Genomic DNA, 17,877 nt, shown 5'->3' on the forward strand with positions numbered 1-17,877 from the left:
TCACTCCTGGGTCGCGCGACGGCGACGCAGGGCCACGGCACCGGCCGCTGCAGCGGTCAGCAGGCCGCCGCCGGCGAGCATCGCGCCACCGTGCTCGAGGCCGGCGGTGGTGCCGTCACCGGTCTCGGCACCGCCCTCGGGCCATTCCTCCATCTGGGCGACGTCCAGGGTGCCGCAGGCGGCGGGATCGGTGGCCTCGGAGGGCAGCGACGGGTCGAGATCCGACATCACGTCGCCGTCGTACTCCCCGCTCCCGTTGTGGTCGACGCCGTGGACCACGATCACGCCGTCACCGGCGGCGATATCGGCGGCGACGTCATCGCTGACCTCGAAGGTCCGCTCGTACGGGTCGTCACCGACGGGGAATCGGTCCACCGCCAGGCCGCTGTCGGGGCTGGTGTCGCCCTCGGTGGTCAGGGAGGCGACGATGTCACCGTAGAAGTGGTGGGCGTCGGAGACCTGGAGGGCCCCGTCCTCACCGTTGCCGGTGGCGTCCGCCTCCGGGCAGGAGTTCATGCCGCCGACGTGGATGTGCTGGGCATGGGGAGCCCCGGCCAGCAGGCCCGTGTTCTCCATCTTCACGGTGACCTCGTTGCCGTCGAGGGTCACCCAGGCGGTGCCGGAGACCCCGGACTGGTTCAGCTCGGTCAGGTGGGCCTCGAGGGTGGTGGACCCGCCATCATCCCCGTGGCCCTCGGCGAGCGCGGCGGGGGCGCCGAGCATGCCGACCACGGCGGTGGCCGCGAGGAGGGGGAGCAGTCGCTTCGTCGTCGTACGCATCGTGACTCCTTCGTGGAGCACCGGACGACCTTCCGGCCGTCGAGGACGGTGCCGTTGTGGTTCGGAGCACACGGGCGGGCGGATTGGACGGATCGCACATCGACCCCGAGCGCAAGCCCGGCCCACGGCGGGACCACGAGACCACGCGAGCCCGGCCACGACCCGCGAGCCCGGCCCACGAGCGCAGCCCAAGAGCGCTGCCCAAGAGCGCTGCCCAAGAGCGCGGCCACGCTGTCATACGTGTCGGTAACACCGCTGTTACCGACACGTATCACCGCGTCGGCGTGAGAGGTCGACCGAGGATCGCCACCACCGCCCGCCTCCGGACAGCACGAGGGCCCCACCTCACGGTGGGGCCCTCGCGACGAGTCACTGTCTCACGGTTTCTCGAGTGGAGACTAGGGGGGTCGAACCCCTGACCTGAAGCTTGCAAAGCTACCGCTCTACCAACTGAGCTAAGTCCCCGTATTCAGTTGTGATCCCGCAGGGGGATCAGTTCTGGGAGGCGACGGGCGCCGGAACGGCCTCACGGGCGTCCTGCTCAGCGGAGATCCGCTCGGCCTCGGACCACAGATCATTGCGAATCCGATCGGACTCAATCTTGCGCCAGGCGAGCAGCCCGGCCGCAGTGGTCCCGATCAGGACGGCGACGGTGGTGACGAACCTCTTCATGAGTCCTCCGTACCTCGAAGTGGGCCTAACTGGACTTGAACCAGTGACCTCTGTCTTATCAGGACAGCGCTCTAACCGACTGAGCTATAGGCCCGTGGGCGGATCTGCACAGTCCCTTGCGGGGGTGAGTGCCGACGGCCACCGACGTGCAACTCTACAGCGCGCCCGCCGAGCACGTCCAACCGATGCGGACCGGTGTACGGGAGGTCACAGCGTCGAGCAGGGCCGGGCGGCGAGCAGCGCGTCGGGTCCTCGCCGAATCGGCGCCCGATCCCTCCCATCCGCTCGGCCGATCGCTCCGAACCATCCCCGTGACGCCGCCCCGGCGTCGCCCACGGAGAAACGAAGGAGACGGTCATGACGACACGCACGCTGCTTCCCCGACTGGGAGCCCTCGCGGCCACGGTCGCGCTGATGAGCGCCTGCTCCGGCGGCATGGGTGAGGACCCCGCCGTCGAGGAGGGCCAGAACCCGCCGGCCGCCGAGCAGAGCGAGGCCTCCGACGGCGGCGGTGAGGCGATGGACCCGGCGGCGAACCTGGTGGGTCCGGGCTGCGCCGACTACGCGGAGATGGTGCCCGACGGTGCCGGCTCCGTCGAGGGGATGGCCCAGGACCCGGTCTCCGTCGCCGCCTCCAACAACCCGATGCTCACCACGCTGACCTCCGCGGTCTCCGGCGAGCTGAACCCCGACGTGAACCTCGCCGACACCCTCGACGGGGACGAGTTCACGGTGTTCGCTCCGGTCGACGAGGCCTTCGCGGCGGTGCCCGCGGCGGACCTCGAGGCCCTCGCCGCGGACTCGGACGCGCTGACCTCGGTGCTCACCTACCACGTGGTGTCCGGGCAGATGAGCCCCGACGAGATCGCCGGGACCCACATGACGGTCCAGGGCGAGGAGATCGAGGTCACCGGCGAGGGCGATGCTTTGATGGTCGGGGACTCCGCCGTGATCTGCGGCGGCGTGCAGACCCAGAACGCCACCGTCTACCTCATCGATACCGTTCTGATGCCGCCGTCGATGGCGGAGCAGGGCTGATCAGGGCACACTGCTCTCAGTCCACCAAGGAGCGGCGATGCCCCCTGATCCCCAGGAGGAGACCGGCTTGGGCGTGATCGGCGGCGCCGATCGCGCCGATCCGCCCTGGCCGGAGCTCCTGCACCGCGTCGCCCTGGGCGACGAGGACGCCTTCTCGCGCCTGTACGACGAGGTCGCCCCGCTGCTGCTGGGCCTGATCCGGCGCGTGGTGCGCGATCCGGCGCTCAGCGAGGAGGTGCTGCAGGAGGTCCTCGTGGAGATCTGGCGGCAGGCCACCCGCTTCGACGCACGACGGGGATCGGCGCGGAGCTGGCTGTGCACCATCGCCCATCGCCGCGCGGTCGACACCGTGCGCGCCACCGAGGCCTCGCGGCGCCGGGACTCGGCCGAGGGGATGCGGATCATCGAGGAACAGGTCGTGGACGTGCAGGAGGAGGGGATCATGAGGGTGGAGGCGCAGCGGGTGGAGACCGCCCTGCGATCCCTGACCGCCGTCCAGGCCGATGCGATCCGCCTGGCCTACATGGGCGGCTACACCCATCGGGAGGTGGCCGCCCTCCTCGACATCCCGGTCGGGACGGCGAAGACGCGGATCCGTGACGGGATGATCGTCCTGCGGGACAGGCTGGGGGTGACCACGTGACCGAGCGACAGCACGACATGAGCGGCGTCTGGGCGCTGGACGCCCTCGACGACGCCGAGCGGGAGGAGGTCGAGGCCTACCTGGCGGAGGACGCCGAGGCGGCGGCCGAGGCCGCCTCGTTCCGGGAGACCGCCGCCGAGCTCGCCCAGGGGCTCCCCCGGGTCGCACCCTCGGCCGACCTCAAGGCCTCCGTCATGGCGCAGGTGTCCCGGACCCGGCAGCTGTCGCCGAGCACTCCCGCGGAGGCCCCTGGGCCGACGTCGTCGGCCGCCGACCCTCCCGAGGACCGGCGCCCGGCGGGCGAGGTCGTCTCCCTGGAGCGTTTCCGCGCCGCTCGTCGGCGTGCCCTCTGGGCGGGGGTCGCCGCGGCGGCCCTGCTGCTCACGAGCGTGGCCGGGCTGGGGCTCTGGGCCTCCGAACGCGCCGAGCTCCGGCAGGCGGAGTCGAGGATCGAGGCCCTGGAGGCCACATCGGCCGACGCCGCGCAGGAGCAGCAGATGGTGCGCACCATCATGGCCTCCGCCGACGCCGCCCACGTCACCGTCGAATCCTCCTCCGGCGGGGCGCTGCAGGTGCTGTATTCGCGGGACCGGGAGGCCATGGTCATCCAGGCGGGCGGTCTGCCGGACCTCCCGGAGGACCGCACCTACCAGCTCTGGATGATCGATGAGGACGGAGCCCATGACATGGGAGTGCTGAGGGACGCCGACGGGACGGCGCTGCTCTCGGGCCCGATGCCCGCCTCGGTGCAGATCGGACTGAGCGTCGAGCCGGCCGGCGGCTCCCCGGAGCCCACCGACGTGGTCGCCGTGGGAGAGCTGTGAACACCGGGCAGAGCGATCCCGGCGGCACGGTCGCACCGGGCGGCCGCTCCACCCCGAACGACCGCTCCGCCCCAGCCGGCCGGCTCGCGCCCGTGATCGCCGGTCTCGTCTCCGGGCTGCTGCTGGTGGCGGTGGCGGAGCTGGTCGCTCTCGGCTTCAGCTCCTCGTCCGCGCCCTTCGTGGCCGTCGGCTCGGCGTTCGTCGACATCGTCCCGCCCTGGGTGAAGGACCTGGTCATCTCCCTGGTGGGCACGTGGGACAAGCCCGTGCTGTTCGCCTCGATGGCGGTGGTGTACGGGGTGCTGACGGGGCTGATCGGGTGGATCGGCGCGCGTCGCCCGGCCCTTGCGGGCATGCTGCTCGCCGGACTCGGCGTGCTCGCCGCCGGCCTGGTCCTCACCCGGGCGCAGAACAGCGTGCTGGACCTGGTCCCCACCCTCGTCGGCACCCTCGTCGCGGTGCCCGTCCTGCGGCTCCTGCTGCGGGCGCTGCGAGGGTCCGGCGCGGTTGACGAGGAACCGGACCGCGCCGCCTGGTCCCGCCGACGCGCCCTCGTCTTCACGGGCGGCGTGGGCGTCATCGCGCTGATCGGTGGCGGCGTGGCACGGGGCGTGGGCGCGGCCCGGGAGCGGGCCCGCACCATCGCGCAGTTCGTGCTCCCGACGCCGGCGACCCCGGCCGATCCCATCCCCGAGGCCGCCCAGGTGCAGCTCGAGGGCATGCCCCCTATCCTCACCCCCGCCGCCGACTTCTACCGGATCGACACCGCACTGTCGGTCCCCCGCGTGGACCCGACCACCTGGCAGCTGAGGATCCACGGACTGGTGGACCGCGAGGTCACGCTGACCTTCGAGGAGCTGCTCGCCGAGCCGATGGTCGAAGCGCACGTGACGCTGGCGTGCGTGTCCAACCCCGTCGGCGGCGACCTCGCCGGCAACGCCACCTGGCTCGGCGTCCCCGTCGGGACCCTGCTGGAGCGCGCCGGGGTGAAGGACGGCGCGGACATGGTCCTCTCCCGCTCGGTCGACGGCTTCACCGCCTCGACCCCGCTGGAGGCCCTCACCGACGGCCGCGATGCGCTGATCGCCGTGGGGATGAACGGCGCGCCGCTGCCCGAGGAGCACGGCTACCCGGTGCGCATGGTGGTGCCCGGTCTGTATGGCTACGTCTCGGCGACCAAGTGGCTCACCGAGCTGAAAGTGACCCGCTTCGCGGACGACGTCGCCTACTGGTCCACCCGCGGCTGGTCGGAGCGAGGCCCCATCAAGATCGCCTCCCGCGTCGACGTGCCCCGCTCCTTCGGGGACCTCACCGCGGAGGCCGACGGTGCCGTCATGCTGGGCGGCACCGCCTGGGCGCAGCAGCGCGGGATCTCGCGCGTGGAGGTCCAGCTGGACGACGGGGAGTGGCGCGAGGCGGAGCTCGGCGCCGCGATCTCGGAGGACACCTGGGTGCAGTGGTCGCTGCGCTGGGAGGACGCGAGCCCGGGCGATCATTCCATCTCGGTCCGCGCCACCGACGGCGAAGGCGAGCTGCAGACCGACGAGCGCGCGGCGCCCGCTCCCGACGGGGCGAGCGGCTGGCACACGATCCGCTTCACGGTCGCGTAGCGGCCGACGGGGGCGCCCCGCGCGGGATCAGCGGCGGGGCAGGCCGTCAGGGATGTCGAGGCCGTGGGAGGCGAGCAGCGCGCGGACGTCGTCTGGGTCGGCGGCGAGACGTGCACAGACCTCGTCGGCCGGGCCCTCGAACGGATCGGGATCCACGAGCACCGCGAGCCGCTCGAACAGCTGCTGCTGGCTGATGTGCAACGGGAGCGGGCGGAGCCGGCCGATCACCCCGTGCCGGCTCGCGTACACCTCGACCTCCGCCGGGGCCTCGCCGGCCGCGAGGGTGAGCTCGAGCGGGGCGGCGGGCAGGGTGAGGCGCTCGTAGTTCGGCTCGGTCGCGTCGAGCGCGGCCAGCTGCTCCTCGCTCACCCAGATCGCCCGCAGCTCGGTGCGCACGCCGGGGGCCGCGTACGGGGCGGCGGGCACATAGCCGCGGCGGGAAGCGTGGGCGCTGTGGGCGACGGCAAGACCGGTGACGCTCGCTGCGACCAGGCCGGTCGCGACGGCGGCGTCCCCGTGCAGACCCGCCCGCTCGTATCGCTCGGCGAGGACCTGCGGGGCGGCGAGCGAGCCGACGGTCAGCAGCAGGCGGCGCTCGGAACGCGGAGCGGCCCCGGCAGAGGCGAGGGCCTCGCCCAGGGCGGCGGGTCCGTCGGCGGGTCCAGCGGCTGGAGTGAGCGGACGCACCGTGCCGTCACCCTGCAGGAGGGCGAGGGGAGGCAGCTCGACCGGCCACGGGTAGGCCTGAGGCGTGAGGTCGGAGGCGTCGACGGGCATGCTCCGAGGGTAGCGCCGGGCGGCGCGAGGGTCGGCGGAGCGCGGGGGGGGGGCGGGTGGTGGCTGAGCGCGGATCGGCGGCGGAGCGCGGCGGCCGGCGGCGCACGGACGGGCGGAGCGTGGCGGGCCTACGCTGGGGACCATGAGCGAACAGCGTGCGATCGCGGCCCTCGAATCCTCCGGGCTGGAGTACGAGATCACCCGTCACGGACGCGTCGGCTCCCTCGCCGAGGCGGCGGCCGCCCGCGGCGTCGTGCCGCGCGACATCGTCAAGACCCTCGTGGTGCGCCGCGGCGAGGGCGACTTCCTGTTCGTGCTGGTCCCGGGCGACCGGGAGATCTCCTGGCCGCTGCTGCGCGCGCTGCTCGGCGTGAACCGGCTGTCGATGCCGGACAAGGACGTGGCGAAGGAGGTCACCGGCTATGAGCGCGGCACCATCACGCCTTTCGGATCCACCACCGCCTGGCCGGTCATCGCCGACGCCTCCCTCGTGGACGAGCCCGGCCGACGCATCTCCCTCGGCGCAGGCGCCCACGGCAGCGCCGTCACGCTCGACGCCGCCGCGGCCCTCGCCCACCTCGACGCCCAGGTCGCCGAGGTCACCGAGCTCCAGGCGCCCTGAGGTCCGCAGCCCTCGCCACCGCGCCCCGAACCCCCTCGACACCGCCCGCGTCACGAACCAACGCCTCCCTCGCCCCCGTCCAAAACCCCCACAGACTTGGGGGAATAGACGCTCCATTCCCCCAAGTGTGCGGGGGTTCCGGGGCGGGTCGGGGTCTGGGGGCGCCGATCCCGGGGAATCGGCGTCCCGGGGTTGGGGTCCCCCGAGCTGGCGACCCCGGGGCGAGTCAGGTCCCGGCCCAGGGGGGGCGACGCGAGGGCGCGAGTTCTCTACGGTGGAGTCCTCGGCGAGGACGACCGTCCTCGCCCCGTCCGGAAGGAAGCCAGATGGGCACCATCACCGTCGGCACCGAGAACTCCACCCCCGTCGAGCTGTACTACGAGGATCACGGCTCCGGCCGCCCCGTCCTGCTCCTCCACGGCTACCCGCTCGACGGGCACAGCTGGGAGCTGCAGACCCGCGCCCTGCTCGAGGCGGGCCACCGCGTCATCACCTACGACCGGCGCGGCTTCGGGAAGTCCTCGAAGGTCACCACCGGGTACGACTACGACACCTTCGCCGACGACCTGCACACCGTCCTCGAGACCCTCGACCTGCGGGACGTCACCCTGGTCGGCTTCTCGATGGGCACCGGCGAGCTCGCCCGCTACGTCTCCCGGCACGGCCACGAGCGGATCTCGCGCCTCGCCTTCCTCGCCTCCCTCGAGCCCTTCCTGCTCCGTCGTGAGGACAACCCCGAGGGCGTCGAGCAGGAGGTCTTCGACGGGATCAGCGCCTCCGCCCGCGAAGACCGCTACGCCTGGTTCCGGGACTTCTTCGCGAACTTCTACAACCTCGACGAGACGCTCGGCTCCCGCATCAGCCAGGAGGCGGTCGACGGCAGCTGGAACGTCGCCGTCTCGAGCGCGCCCACCGCCGCCTACGCGGTCGTGCCCACCTGGCTCGAGGACTTCCGCGGCGATGTCGAGGCGGTGCGCGAGAGTGGCCTGCCCACGCTGATCCTGCACGGCACCGGGGACCGCATCCTCCCCGTCGACGCGACCGGCCGACGCTTCCGCGACCTCGTCCCGCAGGCGCAGTACGTCGAGATCGAGGGTGCCCCGCACGGCCTGCTCCGCACCCACGCCGACGAGGTCAACGCCGCGCTGCTGCCTTTCGCCGGCGCCTGAGCAACGCCCCACCGCCCACAAACAGCGGCGCCTGAGGGAGCATGTTCGCCGGAACATGCTCCCTCAGGCGCCGTGGTGCGGGGTGGGGCGGGGCGGGGCCGCGGGAGCGATCTCAGCCCGGGGTAGCGCCCCGGACCAGCGCCCCGGGCGTCACTCGTCGGTGAAGGTCATCCGGAGGCCGCCGAGCAGGGCGGCGACGAGGTTGTAGAGGAAGGCCAGCAGCGTGCCGAGCGCGGTGATGATCACGACGTTCACCACGGCCACGATCACGCCGTAGGAAAAGAACTTCTCGAACTCGAAGAAGGTCATGAAGGGCAGCGGGTCGCCGCTGTTGAGGTCGCGGCCGAGCTGGTCGATGGAGGCCCACAGGCCCACCGCGTCCACCAGGTTCCACAGCAGCGCGACGGCCACCACGGTCGCGATGCCGATGGCGATGCCGATCAGCAGCGACAGCTTCATCACGGAGAACGGGTCGATCCGAGAAAGGGTCAGGCGCACGCGGCGCGGGCCACGGCGCTCCCCGGTCGAGGGGCTCGCCGTCGCCTTGACGGGGCTGCGGCTCGCACCCTTCGCAGCGTTCCCCGAGCCCTTCGAGGTGCTCCCGGAACCCTTCGCGGAGCTCCCGGAGCCCTTCCCGGTGCGGGACGAGCTCGCGGAATCCTCGACCACGGGCATCTTTGACGTCTCCTCGGCGGACGTGGTCGTCCTCGAGTCGCTCGAGCTCATGGGGGTCACTCCTCGTTCTCGTCGTCACCCGCGGGGGACGGGGCGGACGGATCCGAGCCTAGATCATCGCTGTCCGCGGGCGGGGAGGCGTCGCCGTCGGCCGCGGAGATCTCCACAGCATCTCCGTCGGCCCCGGCGGCCCCGGCAGCTTCTTCGAGGTCCTCCTCGGACTCGGGGCTCGTGGTGACGAGCAGGATGCGGTCATTGGCGTCAGGCTTGGCGAAGGTGACGCCCATGGTGGTGCGGCCCTTCGGCGGCACCTCGGCCACCTTGGAGCGGACCACGCGGCCGCGCTCCATGACGACCAGCAGCTCGTCGGTCTCGTCGACTACCGCGGCGCCGACCAGGTGGCCGCGGTCGTCGGGCAGCTTGGCGACGCGGATGCCGAGGCCGCCGCGACCCTGCACCCGGTACTCGTCGACCGAGGTGCGCTTGGCGAAGCCGCCGTCGGTCACCGTGACCACGAATCGGTCCGGACGGATCACGTCCATCGCGAGCAGCTCGTCGTCGTGGCGGAACTTCATGCCGGTCACGCCGGAGGTGGCGCGGCCGGTGGGGCGCAGCACCTCGTCCTCGGCGGGGAAGCGCACGGACTGGCCGTTGCGGGAGACGAGCAGCAGGTGGTCGTCGGCGTCGACCGCGCGGGCGGCGATCACGCGGTCCGGCCGGGTGCCGTCGGGACCGTCGACGTCGCGCAGGTTGATGGCGATGATGCCGCCGGTGCGGTTCGAGTCGAAGGCGGTCATGGCCGTCTTCTTCACGAGGCCGGAGCGGGTCGCGAGCACGAGGTACTGGGCGTCCTCGTAGGTGTCGATCGCGAGGACCGAGGCGATGTGCTCGTCCGGCTGGAAGGCCATCAGGTTCGCGATGTGCTGGCCCTTCGCGTCGCGCGGCGCCTCGGGCATCTCGTAGCCCTTGGCGCGGTAGACGCGGCCCTGGTTGGTGAAGAACAGCAGCCAGCGGTGCGTGGTGGTGGTGAAGAAGTGCTCCACCACGTCGTCGGCCCGCAGCGAGGCGCCGCGCACGCCCTTCCCGCCGCGCTTCTGCGCACGGTACTGGTCGGCGCGGGTGCGCTTGACGTACCCGCCGCGCGTGATGGTGACGACCACGTCCTCCTCGGGGATGAGGTCCTCCATCGACATGTCGCCGTCGAAGGGCAGGATCCGGGTGCGGCGGTCATCGCCGTACTTGTCGACGATCTCCGTGAGCTCCTCGGAGACGATCTGCCGCTGCCGCGCCGGGTCGGCGAGGATCGCCTCGTACTCCTCGATGAGGGCCTGCAGCTCGTCGTGGCGCTCGATGATCTGCTGCCGCTCGAGGGCGGCAAGGCGGCGCAGCTGCATGGCGAGGATGGCGTTGGCCTGGATCTCGTCGATCTCCAGCAGCTCCATCAGACCGGTGCGCGCCTGATCCGCATCGGGCGAGCGGCGGATCAGGGCGATGACCTCGTCGAGCGCGTCGAGCGCCTTGAGGTAGCCGCGGTAGATGTGGATCTGCTCCTCGGCCTTCTTCAGCCGGAAGCGGGTGCGGCGCACGATGACGTCGATCTGGTGCTTCGTCCACTCGCGCACGAAGGAGTCGATCGACAGGGTCCGCGGCACGCCGTTCGCGAGCGCGAGCATGTTCGCGGAGAAGTTCTCCTGCAGCTGGGTGTGCTTGTAGAGGTTGTTCAGCACCACCTTCGCCACGGCGTCGCGCTTGAGGGTGATCACCAGGCGCTGACCGGTGCGGCCGGAGGTCTCGTCGGTGATGTCGGCGATGCCCTGGATCTTGCCGAGCTTGACCATCTCCGCGATCTTGCGGGCCAGGGTGTCGGGGTTGACCTGGTACGGCAGCTCGGTGACGACGAGCGCCATGCGCCCGTTGATCTCCTCGGTGGAGACCACGGCGCGCTGGGTGATGGAGCCGCGACCGGTGCGGTACGCCTCCTCGATGCCCTTGGTGCCGACGATGGTGGCGCCGGTCGGGAAGTCGGGGCCCTTGATGAAGCGCAGGCACGCCTCGAGCAGCTCCGGCTTGGTCGCCTCGTGGTTCTGCAGCAGCCACTGGACGGCCTCGGCGACCTCGCGCAGATTGTGCGGCGGGATGTTCGTGGCCATGCCCACGGCGATGCCGGCGGAGCCGTTGACCAGCAGGTTCGGAAAGCGGGCGGGCAGCACGGAGGGCTCGTCGACGGTGTTGTCGTAGTTGCCCTGCATGTCCACGGTGTCCTGGTCGATGTCGCGGACCAGCTCGAGGGCCAGCGGCGCCATCTTGCACTCGGTGTACCGGGGGGCGGCCGCGCCGTCGTCACCGGCGGAGCCGAAGTTGCCCTGGCCGAGGATCAGCGGGTAGCGCATCGACCACGGCTGCACCAGGCGCACCATGGCGTCGTAGATCGCGGTGTCGCCGTGGGGGTGGTAGTTGCCCATGACCTCGCCGACGACCTTCGCGCACTTCGAGAAGGAGCGGTCGGGGCGGTAGCCTCCGTCGTACATCGCGTAGACGATGCGGCGGTGCACGGGCTTGAGGCCGTCGCGCACGTCGGGCAGCGCGCGGGCGACGATCACGCTCATCGCGTAGTCGAGGTAGGAGCGCTGCATCTCGTGGTTCAGATCGACCTGGGTGATGCGGTCGACCTCCCCGTCGTCGAGGGGGTCCACGAGGGTGACGGTCCGGTCGGCGGCCTCGGCCGCGCTCAGCTCGGTGGCGCCCTCGGGCGTCGGTCCGGCCGGCGGGGCGGGGGTGCCGGCTGCCGACGGGGAGCCGGCCGACGGGGAGCCCGCGGACGGGGTCTGCTCGGAGCCGTTCTCGGGAACGGTCGGGTCCTGCGGGGTGTCGCTCATGGCAGGGAAGGCCTTTCGGGTGGGGCCGGGTCTGGGGGCGGGTCCCGGGCGCGCGGGGCGCTGCGCCGGGGCCGACGGTCAGATGTCGAGGAAGCGGACGTCCTTGGCGTTCTCCTGGATGAAGCGGCGCCGGGACTCGACGTCGTCGCCCATCAGCACGGAGAAGATGGTGTCGGCGTCGGCGGCCTCGTCCACGGTGACCTGCTTGAGGGTGCGGGACTCGCGGTCCATGGTGGTGGACTGCAGTTCCTTCCAGTCCATCTCGCCGAGGCCCTTGTAGCGCTGGATGCCGTTGTCCTTGGGGATGCGGCGCCCGGCCGCGCGGCCGGCGGTCATCCGCTCGTCCCGCTCGGCGTCGCTGAAGACGTACTCGTGCGGGGCGTTGGACCACTTCAGGCGGTACAGCGGCGGCATCGCGATGAACACGTGGCCCATCTCGATGAGCGGCCGCATGTACCGGAACAGCAGGGTCAGAAGCAGGGTGCAGATGTGCTGGCCGTCGACGTCGGCGTCGGCCATCAGGATGATCTTGTGGTACCGCAGCTTGGTGGCGTCGAAGTCCTCGCCGATGCCGGTGCCGAAGGCGGTGATCAGCGAGCGGACCTCCTGGTTGTCCAGGGCCCGGTCGAGCCTCGCCTTCTCGACGTTGAGGATCTTGCCGCGGATGGGCAGGATCGCCTGCGTGCGCGGGTCGCGGCCCTGCACCGCGGAGCCGCCCGCGGAGTCGCCCTCGACGATGAAGATCTCGCACTCGGAGGGGTTGCGACTGGAGCAGTCGCGCAGCTTGCCGGGCATGCCGCCGGTCTCGAGCGGGGACTTGCGGCGGGTCGCCTCGCGGGCCTTGCGCGCCGCCTCGCGGGCGAGCGCCGAGGCCTGGCTCTTGGCGACGATGGCCTTGGCCTCCGCGGGGTGGGAGCGGAACCAGTCGGTGAGCTGGTCGGTCATCACCTTGACCATGAAGGTGCGGGCGATGGTGTTGCCCAGCTTGGTCTTGGTCTGGCCCTCGAACTGGGGCTCGCCGAGCTTCACGGACACGACGGCGGTGAGGCCCTCGCGTATGTCCTCGCCGGTGAGGTTGGCGTCCTTCTCCTTGAGGATGCCCTGGGCCTTGCCGTAGCGGTTGACGATCGCGGTCAGCGCGCTGCGGAAGCCCTCCTCGTGGGTGCCGCCCTCGTGGGTGTTGATGGTGTTGGCGTAGGTGTGCACGGACTCGGAGTAGGAGCCGGTCCACTGCATCGCGACCTCGACGCTGATGTGGGCGTCGGTGTCCTCGGCCTCGAAGGAGATCACCTCGGGGTGGATCACCTCGGCGCGCTTGGCGGAGTTGATGAACTCGACGAAGTCCTGCAGGCCGCGCTCGTAGCGGTAGGCGACGGTGCGGGGTCCGGTCTGCTTGCCCTCGGCCTCGAGCTCGACGTCGACGAGGTCGGCGTCCTCCTCGTCCTGCGGGTCGGGGGTGCGCTCGTCGGTCAGCGCGATGCGCAGTCCCTTGTTGAGGAAGGCCATCTGCTGGAACCGCTTGCGCAGGGTCTCGAAGTCGTAGACGGTCTCGTCGAAGATCTCGCCATCGGCCCAGAAGGTGATGGTGGTGCCGGTCTCCTCGCTCGCCTCGCCCTTGTCCAGCGGGGCCTCGGGCACGCCGCGGGAGTAGGCCTGGCGCCACACGTGGCCGTCGCGGCGGATCTCGACCTCCATCCGGGTGGACAGGGCGTTGACCACGGAGGAGCCCACGCCGTGCAGACCGCCCGAGACGGCGTAGCCGCCGCCGCCGAACTTGCCGCCGGCGTGCAGCACGGTGAGCACCAGCTCGACCGCGGGCTTGTTCTCGGTGGGGTGCATGGCGACGGGGATGCCGCGGGCATGGTCGACGACGCGCACGCCGCCGTCGGCCAGCAGGTACACCTCGATGGAGTCGCCGTGACCAGCCATCGCCTCGTCCACGGAGTTGTCGACGATCTCCTGCACCATGTGGTGCAGGCCGCGCTCCCCGGTGGAGCCGATGTACATGCCGGGGCGCTTGCGGACCGCCTCGAGTCCCTCGAGGACGGTGATGTCCGAGGCGTCGTAGTGCTCGGGGGAGCGTGCCGCCTTCTCGCCCGCGCTGAGTCCGGGATCCGGTGCCGGCTCCGCCGCGGGGACGGGGTCCGGCACGCCCTGGGGCGCGTCCTGCTCGGGCATGGGTCGGTCGCTGTCGCTCACCTGGTGTGGCTCCTCGCTGTCCTCGGTCCCCGATCGGGAGAGCGACCGGGGGCGGTTCGACCGGGCACGGGGAGCGGCCCGCGGTCCGACGCGCGAACGGCCCGCGGAGTCCTCGCGCGCACGCGCGCGCGGGCCCCGGAGGCCGCTGTGCTCGAACCGACGGCTTCGCAGTCCACCGGGACGTCAGGGACGTCGGCCGAACCTCCGCCGATTCTATCGGAGGAGGGGCGTGAAACCTATTCGACGCCCCCTTTCCTGTGGAGAAGTCACCGCGGAGAGCCTCCCAGGCGGCCTGGAACGGCCTCTGGACGGGGTCCGGGGGTCCTCGGACGAGGTCCCGTACACCTCCCGACCCCCTCGCGCGGCACAGGCGCGTCTGCGATCGCGACCCCCAAGACGATGATTGGACGGTGACCGAGCCGTCACCGAGCCGTCACCGAGCCGCCCCCGAGCCGCAGGGGAATCCGCCGCCGGATCAGAGCGCGGCGAGGACCGCGGCCGTCTCCAGAGCCGCCGCGACCGCCTCGCGCCCCTTGTCCTCACGGGACCCGGGAAGTCCGGCGCGGTCGCGGGCCTGCTCCTCGTCGTCGCAGGTCAGCAAGCCGAAGCCGACGGGGACGCCGTGGTCCAGGGCGACCCGGGAGAGCCCGTCGGTCGCCGCCGCGCACACGTAGTCGAAGTGCGGGGTCCCGCCGCGGATCACCACGCCGAGCGCCGCGACCGCGTCGTGGGTGCTGGCGAGCCGGTCCGCGACCACGGGGAGCTCGAAGGAACCCGGGACGCGCACCACCGTCGGCTCGACGCCGGCCTCGCGGGCCGCGGCGAGCGCGCCAGCGAGCAGGCCGTCCATCACCTCGCGGTGCCAGGAGGCGGCGACGACGGCGAGTCGGGTGCCGGGGCGGGCGGTGAGCTGCGGGGCGGGGGCGCCGTGTCCGCTCATGAGGGGTCTCCGTTCGTGAGGGTGCGGGCCGCGGGCAGGCCGATCAGGTGATGGCCCAGGCGGTCCCGCTTGGTGGTGAGATAGGTGAGGTTCTCGGGGGTGGGATGGGGGTCGAGGTCGACGACGCCGCGGACGTCGACCCCTCCGGCGCGCAGCGCCGCGACCTTCTCGGGGTTGTGGGTGAGCAGGTCGATCGCCCCGATGCCGAGGTGCGCGAGGATCCGCGGCACGACGGAGAAGTCGCGGGCGTCGACCGGCAGGCCCAGGTCCAGGTTCGCCTCGACGGTGTCGCGGCCCGCGTCCTGCAGGGCGTAGGCCCGCAGCTTCTGCGCGAGGCCGATGCCCCGCCCCTCGTGGCCGCGCAGCAGCACGAGCACGCCGCGGCCGCGGTCGGCGATCCGGGCGAGGGACTCCTGCAGCTGCGGGCCGCAGTCGCAGCGGTGCGAGCCGAGCACGTCCCCGGTAACGCACTCGGAGTGCACCCGGGTGAGGACCGGCCCCGGCGCGTCGACCTCGCCGAGGACGAGCACGAGGTGCTCGGCGGCGCCGTCGGTCACGGCGAGCGCCGAGAAGAGGCCGTGCGGCGTGGGCAGCGGGACCGGTGCGGTGACCTGCAGGGCGGATTCCTCGACGACCAGCAGGTCGATCTCCTCGATCTCCCGGCGATGGGCGACGAGGGCCTCGATCGAGATCAGGGTCAGGCCGTGCCGGTCGGCGAAGTCCCGCAGCGCCGGACCGCGCATCATCGTCCCGTCGTCGTGGACCAGCTCGACGATCATCCCCACGGCCTCGCGTCCCGCGAGGCGGGCGAGGTCGACCGCGGCCTCGGTGTGTCCGCGACGCTCGAGCACCCCGCCCGGTCGAGCGCGCAGCGGCAGCACATGGCCGGGGCGGATCAGGTCGGCGGCGCGGGTCCCCGCCCCGCCGAGCACGCGGAGGGTGCGGGCGCGGTCCGCGGCCGAGATGCCGGTGGTGACACCGGCGGCGGCGTCGACGCTCACGGTGTACGCGGTGCGCAGGGGGTCGGTGCTGTGCTCGACCATGAGCGGCAGCTCGAGCCGGTCGGCCCGTGCGGCCTCCATCGGCGCGCAGAGCAGCCCGCTCGAGTGGCGCACCGCGAAGGCGATCAGCTCGGGGGTGGCGCACTCGGCGGCGAGGATCAGGTCGCCCTCGTTCTCGCGATCGGCATCGTCGACCACGACCACCGGTCGACCGGCCGCGATCTCCTCGACGGCACGGCCGGCGGGGTCCAGGCGCAGCCCGCTCATCGGTCCGTTCCCGTCGGCAGCAGCCCGCCGGCGAGCCGCTCGACGTACTTCGCCAGCACGTCCACCTCGAGATTGACCACGTCGCCCACGGTCCGCCGGCCGAGGGTGGTGCGGTCGAGGGTCTCGGGGATCAGGCCGATGCTGACCTCCGCGCCGGTGATCCCCGCGACGGTCAGGCTCACCCCGTCGACGGCGAGGGAGCCGCGGTCCACGACGTACCGCTCGAGGCCGTCCGGGAGCTCGAGGTGCAGGAGGGTCGTGCCGCCCGCCTCGGTGCGACCGGTGATCCGGCCGACGCCGTCGACGTGGCCCTGGACGATGTGTCCGTCGAGCCGCCCGTCGGCCCGCACGCAGCGCTCGAGGTTGACCCGGTCGCCGGGTGCGCGGGAGCCGAGGGTCGTCGCGGCGAGGGTGGTCGCGATGACGTCGGCGGTCCAGGTGGTCCCGTCGTGGGAGGTGACGGTCAGGCAGCAGCCGTCGACGGCGATCGAGTCGCCGAGGCGGACCGCCTCGAGCACACGGGGCGAGCGGATCCGCAGGCGCGCGGTGCGGCCGGGGGCCGACGGATCGGCGGGGACGTCCTGGGGGTGCTCGAGCGCCTCGATCGTGCCGAGCTCCTCGATGATTCCGGTGAACATGGCGGTCCTTTCGGGGGTCACGCCGCGCGGGGGCGCAGCAGGAGGCGGAGGTCGGTGCGACCGTCCGCCGAGATCAGGGGGCGGGCCTCGACCAGGTCGAGGTCGAGCCGGTCGGCGAGGGTGGTGATGCCGAGGTCCGCGACGGCGGGGGTGCCGGCGCCGAGGAGGGTGGGGGCGAGGTGGACGATCAGCTCGTCGACCAGCCCCTCCGCCAGGAAGGCCGCGGCGAGGGTCGCGCCGCCCTCGACGAGGACCTGGCGGACGCCGCGGGCGAAGAGCTCGGCGAGCGCCGCGGCGGGATCACGGGTGCGGAGCGCGAGGGCCGGGCCCGCCGCCGGGTCGGGGGCGAGCAGCCCGGGGCGGGCGGTCCGCCCCATGACGGCGCGCAGCGGCTGGTGACGGGCCGGGGCGCCGTCGGCCGGGCGGGCGGTGAGCCGGGGGCGGTCCGCGCGGGCGGTGCCGGTGCCGACGAGCACCGCGTCGCAGCGCTCCCGCAGCTCGTGGACCTCGGCGCGCGCGGCCTCCCCGGTGATCCAGCGGCTCGTCCCGTCGGCCGCCGCGATCCGGCCGTCGAGGGTGAGGGCGAGTTTCCCGGTGACGAGGGGGCGGGCGTGGCGCAGCCCGTGCTCCCAACCGCGCAGGAGCTCCCGAGCGCGGTCGTGGAGCGGCCCGACGGCGACCAGTTCGGCCTCGATCCCGGCGGAGCGCAGGCGCTCGAGCCCGCCCGCGGCGCGGGGGTTCGGGTCCCGGCGGGCGATGACGACGCGCCGGATCCCGGCTGCGAGCAGGGCCTCGGTGCAGAGTCCGGTGCGTCCGCGGTGGGCGCACGGCTCGAGGGTCACGACGGCGGTCCCGCCCGGGGCGCGGCCGCCGAGGCGGGACAGCGCGTCGACCTCGGCGTGGGCGGTGCCCGCCCCGCGATGCCAGCCCTCGGCCAGCAGAGCCCCGTCGGCGGAGAGGATCACGCAGCCGACGCGCGGGTTCGGTCCGGCCGGGACGGGATCGCTCCCCGGCGGGCCGGGGGCGAGGTCGAGGGCGCGCTCAAGCGCTCGCTCCTCGGCGGGGGTGATCATGTGCGCTCCTCCGATCGGTCGCTCACGGACCGGACGAAGGGGCGTCGGGACGTCGCCCTGCACGGGGACCGCG

The 17,877-nt window shown here is 72.6% G+C and carries 16 protein-coding genes and 2 tRNA genes; 6 read left to right on the forward strand and 12 right to left on the reverse strand.

Annotated features, from left to right (window positions below):
* From ACZCAH_RS08010 to ACZCAH_RS08025, 4 genes are all read right to left on the reverse strand, one after another.
* Window positions 1–780, reverse strand: coding sequence for a hypothetical protein (locus tag ACZCAH_RS08010; RefSeq protein WP_464340557.1), 780 nt, complete (start codon window positions 778–780; stop codon window positions 1–3).
* Window positions 781–1,172: 392 nt separating this feature from the next.
* Window positions 1,173–1,245, reverse strand: a tRNA-Ala gene (locus tag ACZCAH_RS08015).
* 27 nt (window positions 1,246–1,272) lie between these two features.
* The gene (locus ACZCAH_RS08020; protein ID WP_464340558.1) at window positions 1,273–1,452 is read right to left on the reverse strand and encodes a DLW-39 family protein; all 180 of its coding nucleotides are present in this window, start codon (window positions 1,450–1,452) and stop codon (window positions 1,273–1,275) included.
* A gap of 20 nt (window positions 1,453–1,472) precedes the next feature.
* Window positions 1,473–1,546 (reverse strand) — tRNA-Ile (locus ACZCAH_RS08025).
* 263 nt (window positions 1,547–1,809) lie between these two features.
* Here ACZCAH_RS08025 and ACZCAH_RS08030 point away from each other — a divergent pair.
* From ACZCAH_RS08030 to ACZCAH_RS08045, 4 genes are read left to right on the forward strand one after another with little or no spacing between them, the layout of a single operon-like run.
* Complete coding sequence (locus ACZCAH_RS08030; RefSeq protein ID WP_464340559.1) at window positions 1,810–2,490, forward strand: fasciclin domain-containing protein; 681 nt, start codon at window positions 1,810–1,812, stop codon at window positions 2,488–2,490.
* A 37-nt stretch (window positions 2,491–2,527) separates the two neighbouring features.
* Complete coding sequence (gene sigK, locus ACZCAH_RS08035) at window positions 2,528–3,133, forward strand: ECF RNA polymerase sigma factor SigK (protein ID WP_464340560.1); 606 nt, start codon at window positions 2,528–2,530, stop codon at window positions 3,131–3,133.
* Window positions 3,130–3,957, forward strand: coding sequence for an anti-sigma factor (locus ACZCAH_RS08040; RefSeq protein WP_464340561.1), 828 nt, complete (start codon window positions 3,130–3,132; stop codon window positions 3,955–3,957). The genes sigK and ACZCAH_RS08040 overlap by 4 nt, the downstream gene beginning before the upstream one ends.
* The gene (locus tag ACZCAH_RS08045) at window positions 3,954–5,567 is read left to right on the forward strand and encodes a molybdopterin-dependent oxidoreductase (RefSeq protein ID WP_464340562.1); all 1,614 of its coding nucleotides are present in this window, start codon (window positions 3,954–3,956) and stop codon (window positions 5,565–5,567) included. Before ACZCAH_RS08040 ends, ACZCAH_RS08045 begins: the two co-directional genes overlap by 4 nt.
* Window positions 5,568–5,594: 27 nt before the next feature.
* Here ACZCAH_RS08045 and ACZCAH_RS08050 read toward each other — a convergent pair whose 3' ends face one another.
* On the reverse strand, window positions 5,595–6,344 hold the full coding sequence (locus ACZCAH_RS08050; protein ID WP_464340563.1) for a hypothetical protein: 750 nt from the start codon (window positions 6,342–6,344) through the stop codon (window positions 5,595–5,597).
* 142 nt (window positions 6,345–6,486) lie between these two features.
* Between ACZCAH_RS08050 and ACZCAH_RS08055 the strand changes: the two genes are divergently transcribed.
* Window positions 6,487–6,966: an aminoacyl-tRNA deacylase gene (locus ACZCAH_RS08055; protein ID WP_464340564.1), complete on the forward strand. Its 480-nt coding sequence runs from the start codon at window positions 6,487–6,489 to the stop codon at window positions 6,964–6,966.
* Between the two features lie 326 nt (window positions 6,967–7,292).
* Window positions 7,293–8,135, forward strand: coding sequence for an alpha/beta fold hydrolase (locus ACZCAH_RS08060; RefSeq protein ID WP_464340565.1), 843 nt, complete (start codon window positions 7,293–7,295; stop codon window positions 8,133–8,135).
* Between the two features lie 150 nt (window positions 8,136–8,285).
* On the opposite strand, the gene ACZCAH_RS08065 is transcribed toward ACZCAH_RS08060, so the two are convergent.
* The 7 genes from ACZCAH_RS08065 to ribD all read right to left on the reverse strand — a co-directional run bounded on the left by ACZCAH_RS08065 (window position 8,286) and on the right by ribD (window position 17,804).
* Window positions 8,286–8,861 carry a DUF3566 domain-containing protein gene (locus tag ACZCAH_RS08065; protein WP_464340566.1) on the reverse strand — a complete coding sequence of 192 codons (576 nt, stop codon included), beginning with the start codon at window positions 8,859–8,861 and terminating at the stop codon, window positions 8,286–8,288.
* 5 nt (window positions 8,862–8,866) lie between these two features.
* Window positions 8,867–11,686: a DNA gyrase subunit A gene (gene gyrA / locus ACZCAH_RS08070; RefSeq protein ID WP_464340567.1), complete on the reverse strand. Its 2,820-nt coding sequence runs from the start codon at window positions 11,684–11,686 to the stop codon at window positions 8,867–8,869.
* A gap of 78 nt (window positions 11,687–11,764) precedes the next feature.
* On the reverse strand, window positions 11,765–13,864 hold the full coding sequence (gene gyrB, locus ACZCAH_RS08075) for a DNA topoisomerase (ATP-hydrolyzing) subunit B (RefSeq protein WP_464340781.1): 2,100 nt from the start codon (window positions 13,862–13,864) through the stop codon (window positions 11,765–11,767).
* 496 nt (window positions 13,865–14,360) lie between these two features.
* The gene (ribH, locus tag ACZCAH_RS08080; RefSeq protein WP_464340568.1) at window positions 14,361–14,825 is read right to left on the reverse strand and encodes a 6,7-dimethyl-8-ribityllumazine synthase; all 465 of its coding nucleotides are present in this window, start codon (window positions 14,823–14,825) and stop codon (window positions 14,361–14,363) included.
* Window positions 14,822–16,093 (reverse strand): 3,4-dihydroxy-2-butanone-4-phosphate synthase, encoded by a 1,272-nt coding sequence (gene ribB, locus ACZCAH_RS08085; protein ID WP_464340569.1) that lies wholly within the window; start codon window positions 16,091–16,093, stop codon window positions 14,822–14,824. Before ribB ends, ribH begins: the two co-directional genes overlap by 4 nt.
* Window positions 16,090–16,731, reverse strand: a complete 642-nt coding sequence (locus tag ACZCAH_RS08090) for a riboflavin synthase (protein WP_464340570.1) — start codon at window positions 16,729–16,731, stop codon at window positions 16,090–16,092. Before ACZCAH_RS08090 ends, ribB begins: the two co-directional genes overlap by 4 nt.
* Window positions 16,732–16,748: 17 nt before the next feature.
* Window positions 16,749–17,804, reverse strand: a complete 1,056-nt coding sequence (gene ribD, locus ACZCAH_RS08095) for a bifunctional diaminohydroxyphosphoribosylaminopyrimidine deaminase/5-amino-6-(5-phosphoribosylamino)uracil reductase RibD (protein ID WP_464340571.1) — start codon at window positions 17,802–17,804, stop codon at window positions 16,749–16,751.
* Between the last annotated feature and the right edge of the window lie 73 nt (window positions 17,805–17,877).

Source organism: Brachybacterium sp. B718/18 (assembly GCF_055454375.1).

Bases quoted from the DNA above. Each gene is read 5' to 3' on its own strand.
- ACZCAH_RS08060 (WP_464340565.1), top strand. From the start codon at position 7,293: ATGGGCACCATCACCGTCGGCACCGAGAACTCCACCCCCGTCGAGCTG.
- ribD (WP_464340571.1), bottom strand. From the start codon at position 17,804: ATGATCACCCCCGCCGAGGAGCGAGCGCTTGAGCGCGCCCTCGACCTC.
- sigK (WP_464340560.1), top strand. From the start codon at position 2,528: ATGCCCCCTGATCCCCAGGAGGAGACCGGCTTGGGCGTGATCGGCGGC.
- ACZCAH_RS08055 (WP_464340564.1), top strand. From the start codon at position 6,487: ATGAGCGAACAGCGTGCGATCGCGGCCCTCGAATCCTCCGGGCTGGAG.
- ACZCAH_RS08050 (WP_464340563.1), bottom strand. From the start codon at position 6,344: ATGCCCGTCGACGCCTCCGACCTCACGCCTCAGGCCTACCCGTGGCCG.
- gyrB (WP_464340781.1), bottom strand. From the start codon at position 13,864: ATGCCCGAGCAGGACGCGCCCCAGGGCGTGCCGGACCCCGTCCCCGCG.
- ACZCAH_RS08020 (WP_464340558.1), bottom strand. From the start codon at position 1,452: ATGAAGAGGTTCGTCACCACCGTCGCCGTCCTGATCGGGACCACTGCG.
- ribH (WP_464340568.1), bottom strand. From the start codon at position 14,825: ATGAGCGGACACGGCGCCCCCGCCCCGCAGCTCACCGCCCGCCCCGGC.
- ACZCAH_RS08010 (WP_464340557.1), bottom strand. From the start codon at position 780: ATGCGTACGACGACGAAGCGACTGCTCCCCCTCCTCGCGGCCACCGCC.
- ACZCAH_RS08030 (WP_464340559.1), top strand. From the start codon at position 1,810: ATGACGACACGCACGCTGCTTCCCCGACTGGGAGCCCTCGCGGCCACG.
- ACZCAH_RS08090 (WP_464340570.1), bottom strand. From the start codon at position 16,731: ATGTTCACCGGAATCATCGAGGAGCTCGGCACGATCGAGGCGCTCGAG.
- ribB (WP_464340569.1), bottom strand. From the start codon at position 16,093: ATGAGCGGGCTGCGCCTGGACCCCGCCGGCCGTGCCGTCGAGGAGATC.
- ACZCAH_RS08065 (WP_464340566.1), bottom strand. From the start codon at position 8,861: ATGAGCTCGAGCGACTCGAGGACGACCACGTCCGCCGAGGAGACGTCA.
- gyrA (WP_464340567.1), bottom strand. From the start codon at position 11,686: ATGAGCGACACCCCGCAGGACCCGACCGTTCCCGAGAACGGCTCCGAG.